Source organism: Rhodococcus sp. O3, assembly GCF_048897285.1.
Taxonomy (GTDB): Bacteria; Actinomycetota; Actinomycetes; order Mycobacteriales; family Mycobacteriaceae; genus Rhodococcus.
The window spans coordinates 1-7,560 of the sequence record NZ_JBMBTE010000178.1; the positions used below are offsets into that span (position 1 = coordinate 1).

7 protein-coding genes are annotated in these 7,560 nt (G+C 71.9%); 4 read left to right on the forward strand and 3 right to left on the reverse strand.

Translation table 11 applies throughout. From position 1 onward, the window contains the following. The coding region (locus tag ACN675_RS26590) for an ESX secretion-associated protein EspG (protein ID WP_420753672.1) at window positions 1-273 on the forward strand (273 nt) is incomplete at its 5' end. Between the two features lies 1 nt (window position 274). On the opposite strand, the gene ACN675_RS26595 is transcribed toward ACN675_RS26590, so the two are convergent. The 3 genes from ACN675_RS26595 to ACN675_RS26605 all read right to left on the reverse strand — a co-directional run bounded on the left by ACN675_RS26595 (window position 275) and on the right by ACN675_RS26605 (window position 2,560). Next, window positions 275-937, reverse strand: coding sequence for a histidine phosphatase family protein (locus ACN675_RS26595; RefSeq protein WP_420753673.1), 663 nt, complete (start codon window positions 935-937; stop codon window positions 275-277). Further along, window positions 934-1,848 carry a prephenate dehydratase gene (gene pheA / locus ACN675_RS26600; RefSeq protein ID WP_420753674.1) on the reverse strand — a complete coding sequence of 305 codons (915 nt, stop codon included), beginning with the start codon at window positions 1,846-1,848 and terminating at the stop codon, window positions 934-936. Before pheA ends, ACN675_RS26595 begins: the two co-directional genes overlap by 4 nt. A 64-nt stretch (window positions 1,849-1,912) precedes the next feature. Beyond that, window positions 1,913-2,560: a hypothetical protein gene (locus ACN675_RS26605; RefSeq protein ID WP_420753678.1), complete on the reverse strand. Its 648-nt coding sequence runs from the start codon at window positions 2,558-2,560 to the stop codon at window positions 1,913-1,915. Window positions 2,561-2,668: 108 nt separating this feature from the next. Here ACN675_RS26605 and ACN675_RS26610 point away from each other — a divergent pair, with 108 nt between their 5' ends. From ACN675_RS26610 to ACN675_RS26620, 3 genes are all read left to right on the forward strand, one after another. Continuing rightward, window positions 2,669-3,433, forward strand: a complete 765-nt coding sequence (locus ACN675_RS26610; RefSeq protein ID WP_420753675.1) for a DUF2470 domain-containing protein — start codon at window positions 2,669-2,671, stop codon at window positions 3,431-3,433. 80 nt (window positions 3,434-3,513) lie between these two features. Further along, the gene (locus ACN675_RS26615; RefSeq protein WP_420753676.1) at window positions 3,514-6,504 is read left to right on the forward strand and encodes a Kelch repeat-containing protein; all 2,991 of its coding nucleotides are present in this window, start codon (window positions 3,514-3,516) and stop codon (window positions 6,502-6,504) included. A 34-nt stretch (window positions 6,505-6,538) separates the two neighbouring features. After that, window positions 6,539-7,348, forward strand: coding sequence for a CPBP family intramembrane glutamic endopeptidase (locus ACN675_RS26620; RefSeq protein WP_420753677.1), 810 nt, complete (start codon window positions 6,539-6,541; stop codon window positions 7,346-7,348). Window positions 7,349-7,560: the final 212 nt, after the last annotated feature.

Genomic DNA, 7,560 nt, shown 5'->3' on the forward strand with positions numbered 1-7,560 from the left:
CCGGCGGCGGAAGCCGCTGTCCTCGGGTCGGCGCTCGGGCGGTGCAGCACGTTCGCGGAGATCGTCGGGTTCCGGCACGGCGACGGGTCCACGGCCCCGGCCGGCGGTCCCGTCACGGTCTTCGAAACCACCGCGGGGCGGGTCGTCGGCACGTCGTCGGTCGCTCCCGACGGCACCGCGTGGACGACGCTGAGTTCCGGCACCGCCGGGTTCCTGCGGCAGGCGCTCGGCGACCTGGTGGCCCGGCTCGAACACGACCGGCCGGACCGGTAGCTCAGCCCATCGGGTCGTCGGCGCCCGCGCCCCCGGTTTCGTGGAAGGGCGCCTGGAAGGTGCCCCACCGCACGCATTCCCAGCCGCCGCCGGGACGCGGCACCAGTTCGACGGTCTGGGTGTTCGCGAGGTGGTTGCTGGTCGCGAAGCTGCCCGGCACCTTGCCGAGGTACGCGGCGATCAGCCGGATCGCGGCACCGTGACTGACCACCACGACGTCGCCCGATCCGTCGCCGAGGTAGTGCCGGCGCAGGTCTTCGACGACCGGCACGTAGCGGTCGATCACGTCGAGACCGGATTCACCGCCGGGCACCCGTGAGCGCAGGTCGCCGCTGTGCCAGGCCTCGTAGACCTTCATGAACAGCTTGTGCGATTCCTCGTCGCTGCGGTCCTCGAGGTCGCCGGCCTGGACCTCGTGCAGTCCCTCGCGGACGCTCGCGGAGACCCCGGCCGCGAGTTCGATCTGATGGGCGGTCTGCCGGGCGCGGATCGCCTGGGAGGCGACGAGCAGCACCGGGGGCCGGTCGGCCAGGTTGGTGCCGAGCGTGTGTGCCTGGGCGATACCCAGTTCCGTCAGTTCGGCCCCGGGCAGCTTGGTGTCCAGCCGCCGCGCCACGTTCGCCACCGTCTGCCCGTGCCGGGCCAGGATCAATCTGCCGCTCACCGGTCTTCCTCTCCCCGTCGCAGCGCGTCGAGCCACTGCGTGTCCGCCTCGTCCGACACCGGGGGCACACCGTTGTCGGCGACCGCCGCCCACGACCCGAGGAACCTGACCTCCGCGAAGCGGTGCAGGGCCTTGAGCGCCTCGGCGACGAGCGCGTCGTCGATGTGTCCCACGCAGTCCAAGTGGAAGAAGTAGGTGCCGTATTCCTGGCGGGTCGGGCGCGACTCGATGCGGGTGAGGTCGATGCCGCGGGTCGCGAACTCGGTCATGGCCCGTACGAGCGATCCGGGTTCGTTCGGCAGTTGCAGAATCACCGAGGTGCGGTCGCGTCCGGTGCGGGACGGGGTCTTCGTGGGCCGGGTGAGCAGCACGAACCGGGTGCGGGCGCCGGTGAAGTCCGCGACGTTCTCGGCGAGGGCGTCGAGACCCAGCCGCTCACCGGCCAGGGCGGTCGAGATTCCGGCGTCGGCCTTGCCGGCGGCGACGTCCTCGGCCGCGCCGGCGTTCGACGCGGCGGCGACGATCTGGGCCTGCGGCAAGTTGTCGGCGACCCACTGCCGCACCTGCGCCGCCGCGACCGGGTACGCGGCGATGGTACGGACCTGCTCGGCGGTGGTGCCGGGGCGCACGACGACGGTGAACGTCACGTCGAGTTCGGTTTCTGCGACGATCTGCAGCCGGGGTCCGATGGACAGAGCGTCCATGGTCGGCGGGACGGATCCTTCGACGGAACTCTCGATCGGCACCACGGCACCGTCGACGTCGCCGTCGCGCAGCAGTTGCAGCGCGGCGGGCGGGCTGGCCGCCGACACCCGTTCGACCGGGGCGTCGAAGGTTCCGGTGTCCTCGAGGCGCGCGAGGGCCATTTCGGTGAAGGTCCCGGTCGGACCGAAGTAGGCGATGCGTGGCACGCCTACGAGATTACGCATCACACCTCGCGCTCCGGCCCCGTTGCGCTCCGGGTGACGGGAACCGTTATCCGGCCTGCCTGCCGAGGCCGAGGCCGGCCAGTCCCTCGACGATCGCGGCGGGGTCGTCGACCTCGACGGTGAGCAGGATCTCGCGGACCGCGGCGGCGGCTTCGGGAACGAGGGCGGCGAGGCGGGCCGCATCGGGTTCGGCGACCGCCTGCCGCACGTCGAATCCGCTCAGTGCCGCGGCGGTCGCGGACAGCAGCGCGAGCACCTCGGCGGCGTCGCGCGCCTGCGCGACGTAGCCGGTGTCGGAGTGGGCGAGGACGGCGAGGAAGTCGGCGATCTCGTCGGCGCTGCGGCCGGCGGGCAGGCCGGGGACGTGACCGGCCTCGGTGAGCCGTCGGGCGGTGTCGGCGAGGGCGTCCCCCGCGACGTACACGCACAGCGGCGCCGGCGCGGTGAACGCGAGGATGTCGTCGAGATACTCGGGGGCACAGTCGATCTGGTAGCGCAGCGGGCGGCGGCTGCCGGGGGCGGGAGCCTCGGCGCCGGCATCGAGTTCGACGACCACGTCGCCGGCGGCCTCCACGTCGGCGGCAGTCACGATTCTCGGCGCGAGGAAGCGGGCGGGTACGTCCGCGGGCGCGGGCGCGCGGTGGGTCAGCAGCGCGTCGAGGAGCCCGCGAGGTTCTTCACGGGAGGGCGGCATTCCGAGGGAGAGCGGGATCGACACCGGTTCAGATTAGCCCCGGAAGACTCTTGCGACGCCCACCGCAATGACTTAGGTTTGCCTCACCTACTTACCGAGGAGGACGGCATGCAGACTCTCACCGACGTTCCTGCCCCCAGCACCGCGGAGCGGGTGTGCACTGCCCTCGTGCGTGCCGATTCGACCGTTCTCGCCGTCGACGGCTGCGACCCGGTGACCACTGCGGTCCACCACCTCCACACCGACGGCGACCTCGTCGTCACCGTTCCCGTCGACTGCCCGGCCGTCGCACTCGCCTGGCAGGCCGGCCCCGCGGGCCTGCCCGCCGTCCTCGAACTCACCGACCACTCGCCGCTCGCGCTGCGCAACCCGGTGCGGTCGCTGATCTGGCTCAGCGGGTCGCTGCATCCCGTCGAGAACCCCCGGGAACTCGCCGCCGAGGTCGCCGAGGACCTGCCCCATCCGGAACTGCTGGACGTCGGCCACGGCACCGAACTGCTGCGTCTCGAACTGACGTCCGTGGTCGCCGCGGACACCAGCGGGGCCGAATCCGTCGAGGTCGAGGACGTGCTGACCGCACTGCCCGACCCGTTCGCCGCGCTCGAAACCGCGTGGCTGCAGCATCTCGAACGGGACCACGCCGACATCGTCCTGCGCATCGCCCGCCGCATCCCGCCGGTCGCGCGGACCGGCCGCATCCGCCCCCTCGGTCTCGACCGGTACGGCCTGCGCCTGCGCATCGAATCCGGCACCGGCGACCACGACGTCCGCATCCCCTTCCACGAGCCGGTCGACGACGCCACCGGGCTGAGCCGCGCGCTGCGTCGCCTCGTCGGCTGCCCGTTCGTCAACGGTCTCCGCGCCCGCCCCTGATCTTCGTTTCCGGGTCAATTGCAGCGGTATCCTCGTCGTACACTCGCGAACCACGCTGCACACGTCGAAAGCCAGGGCCGATGGCCGATTTCGATCCGGAAGCGACCCGCCCGGCGGGTCAGGGAATCACCGCGGAGCTGGCTGCCGCGGGATTCGACGACGCGCTGGTCGTAGGACGAGGCGGCTTCGGTGTCGTCTACCGATGCAAGCAACGCTCGCTCGGGCGGACGGTCGCGATCAAGGTGCTCTCCTCCGACCTCGACGTCGAGAACCGGGAGCGGTTCCTGCGCGAGGGCTACGCGATGGGCAGGCTGTCCGGCCACCCCAACATCGTCAACATCCTCCAGGTCGGGGTCACCTCGAGCGGCCGGCCGTACATCGTGATGCCCTATCACCCCAACGATTCGCTGGCGGTGAAGGTGCGGCGCGACGGGCCGTTGCCGTGGCCGGAGGTGGTGCGCGTCGGCGTCAAGCTCGCCGGCGCCCTGGAAACCGCCCATCACTCGGGCACGCTGCACCGCGACGTGAAACCCGGGAACATCCTGATGACCGAGTACGGCGAGCCGCAGCTCACCGATTTCGGGATCGCGCGGATCGCCGGCGGATTCGAGACCGCGACCGGCGCGTTCACCGGATCGCTCGCGTTCACCGCCCCCGAAGTGCTCGAGGGCAAGCCTCCGACACCCAATTCCGACGTGTACGGGCTCGGTGCGGCGATGTTCGCGATGCTGACCGGCCGTGCCGCGTTCGAACGCCGCACCGGTGAGGAGATCGTCGCGCAGTTCCTGCGCATCAGCAGCCAGCCCATCCCCGACCTGCGGCCGCAGGGCATCCCCGACGACGTGTGCGCCGCGCTCGAACACGCGATGTCGGCCGATCCGGCGGCCCGCCCGTCGACCGCCGCCGAGTTCGGCCGGGAACTGCAGGAGATCCAGGCCCGGCACGGACGGCACGTCGACGAGATGGCCCTGCCCGGCGATCACCGTCAGCACGATCAGCCGACCCTGAAGGGTGCGCCGGCAGCCGACACCGCCACCGCGGTGCGCATCCGGAACGGGTCGTCGACACCACCCCCGCAGCCTCCGGTCACGCCTCACCCCATCGGCCCGGCCACCCCTCCCCCGCGCGGTCCGGGCACGCCGGCGCCGACCGGTGCGGATGCGACGTCGGGGCGAGTGTCGCTGCGCACCGTGCTCGCCGTGCTCGCCGTGCTGTTCCTCGCGGTCGCCGGAACCGGTCTCTACCTCGTGACGCGTCCGTCGGGCGGTTCCGACACGGCCGCCGCGGGCGGCGAGAACACCGTCGAACTGCCGCCGACGGCGCAGTGGCGGACGCTGCGCGATGCCCCGACCCCGCGTCAGCAGACCGCGACGACCGTCGCCGACGGCACCGTGTGGGTGTTCGGCGGACTCGACGACGAGGGCGCCTCGGCCGCACACGAGGGCTACGACCCGGCGATCGACACCTGGAAGACCGGCCCCGACATGCCGGTTCCGCTCAATCACGCGATGGCGGTGACCTGGGACGGCGTGCCCGTCGTGCTCGGCGGCTGGATTGCCGACGGGCCGAACCTGACCGCGACGACGTCGGATCGGGTCTTCGCGGTCCGCAACGGGCAGTGGGTCGAGATGCCGCCCATGCCGCACCCGCGCGCCGCCGGAGCCGCCGTCACCATCGACGACAAGATCTACGTCTTCGGCGGACAGGCCGACAACCAGCTCGTCGCTCCCACGGACGTCTTCGACGGCACGACCTGGACCACCGTCGCCGACCTGCCGACCCCGCGCGAGCACCTCGCCGCCGCCACCGACGGCACCTACGCCTACGCCATCGGCGGCCGGAATCTCTCGTCCGACAAGAACACCGCCGCCCTCGAACGCTACGACCCCGCCACCGACACCTGGACCCGCCTGCCCGACATGCCCACCCCCCGCGGCGGCCTCGGCGCCACCTATCTCGACGGCCGCATCGTCGCCGCGGGCGGTGAAGAACCCACCCGCGTCCTCGGCGAGGTCGAGGCGTTCGACGTGAGCACGGGCACGTGGGCGGAACTGCCCGAGCTGGCCACCCCGCGGCACGGCCTGGCACTGGGCGCGGTCGGGGACACGCTCTACGCGATCGACGGCGCGACCGAACCCACCCACGCCGAGTCCACCGCGGTGAACGAGGCGCTGCAGATCCCGCCGCGGCAGATCCAGCCCGGTCCGGCGTGGCGCCGGCTGCGCGACGCCCCTACCCCGCGTCAGCAGACCGCGACGACCGTCGCCGACGGCACCGTGTGGGTGCTCGGCGGGCTGGACAACAACGGCTCCACCGGGAAGGTCGAGGGCTACGACCCGGCGATCGACACGTGGAAGGCGGGACCGGATCTGCCGGCGCCGCTGAACCATCCGATGGCCGTGGAATACAACGGCGAGCTGGTGGTGCTCGGCGGGTGGGAGCCGGAGGGCCCCAATCTGACCGCGCATCCGTCCGATCGGGTGTTCGCCCTGCGCGACGGCGAGTGGGTCGACCTGCCGTCCATGCCGCAACCCCGCGCCGCGGGAGCCGCCGTCACCATCGGCGACAAGATCTACGTCTTCGGCGGACAGGCCGACAACCAGCTGGTCGCCGCCACCGACGTCTTCGACGGCACGTCCTGGACCACCGTCGCCGACCTGCCCAACCCCCGCGAGCATCTCGCCGCCACCACCGACGGCACCTACGCCTACGCCATCGGCGGCCGGAATCTCTCGTCCGACAAGAACACCGCCACGGTCGAACGCTACGACCCCGCCACCGACACCTGGACCCGCCTGCCCGACATGCCCACCCCCCGCGGCGGCCTCGGCGCCGCCTACCTCGACGGCCGCATCGTCGCCATCGGTGGCGAAGAACCCACCCGCGTCCTCTCCGAGGTCGAGGCGTACGACATCGCGACCGGCATGTGGACCGAACTCGCCCCGATGGGCACCGCACGGCACGGGCTCGTCGTCGCGACCGTCGGCAACACGATCTATGCGATCGACGGCGCGCAGCGGCCGACGCACGCGCAGTCCATCGCGATCGCCGAGGCGCTCGACTTCTGGTGACCGCATTCGACGCGCGTGCGGCACAATCGCTGCGGTGACGACGACGATCCGCGACTGGCTCTCCCCCGCACCCCGGAACCCGGCGACACCGCTGAACGCCGCGGAGCGCCGGGCGCTGTGGATCGAGATCACGATCGTCCTGCTGGTCACGTTCGGGCTCAGCGGAGTGTCGTCGATCCTGTCGCTGCTCGAATCCGCGCTCGCACCGGCGCCGTTGTCGGAGCAGACGGTCGCGCTGAACGTGCCGCGATCGTCGCAGCAGCTGATCGATCTGGCCCGCCAGCTCCTCGGCATCGTGCGGCTGCTGGCGTGGGCGGCGCTGGGTGTCTACCTGTTGTGGCGCAGCGGAATCGGGCCGAAGCTCATCGGGTTCGCCCGGCCGCACCTGCGCCGGGACGTGCTGCCCGGTATCGGCCTGGCCGCGCTGATCGGCATCCCCGGTCTGGGCCTGTATCTCGCGGCGCGCGCGATGGGCCTGAATCTGACGGTCGCGCCGAGCACCCTCGAGGACTACTGGTGGCGACTGCCCGCGCTGGTGCTGTGGGCGATCGCCAACTCGGCCGCCGAGGAGGTGCTGGTCGTCGCATATCTGATCACCCGGCTGCGGCAACTCGGCTGGTCCGAGAACCGGTCCCTGCTCGCGTCGGCGCTGCTGCGCGGCAGCTACCACATGTATCAGGGGCTCGGCGGCGGTGTCGGGAACTTCGTCATGGGTCTGATCTTCGGCCGGTTCTGGCAGAAGACGTCGCGGTTGTGGCCGCTGGTGATCGCGCACGCGCTGATCGACTCGGTCGCGTTCGTCGGGTATCAGGCGCTGCGCGGGCACGTGTCCTGGCTGCCGTGAGGTAGCCGCGCGGCGCGCAGACAGCAGCGCGCTGCCCGCCGCGCGCTGCTGTCTTTCTCGTCGGCGGATCCCCCGTGCCCTCGGGTTCCGGCGACCGCGGAACGTACAGTTGACGCGTGAACGGCGACCGTCCCGACCCCCGGTATCGGCCGCGGCCGCCGCAGGGGCCGCCGCTTCGCCGTCCCGTACCCCCACCCCCGCACGCGCAGCCC

What these genes read in the sequence shown, in the direction of transcription:
- ACN675_RS26615 (WP_420753676.1), top strand. Translation starts at nt 3,514, where the DNA reads ATGGCCGATTTCGATCCGGAAGCGACCCGCCCGGCGGGTCAGGGAATC.
- ACN675_RS26605 (WP_420753678.1), bottom strand. Translation starts at nt 2,560, where the DNA reads ATGCCGCCCTCCCGTGAAGAACCTCGCGGGCTCCTCGACGCGCTGCTG.
- ACN675_RS26610 (WP_420753675.1), top strand. Translation starts at nt 2,669, where the DNA reads ATGCAGACTCTCACCGACGTTCCTGCCCCCAGCACCGCGGAGCGGGTG.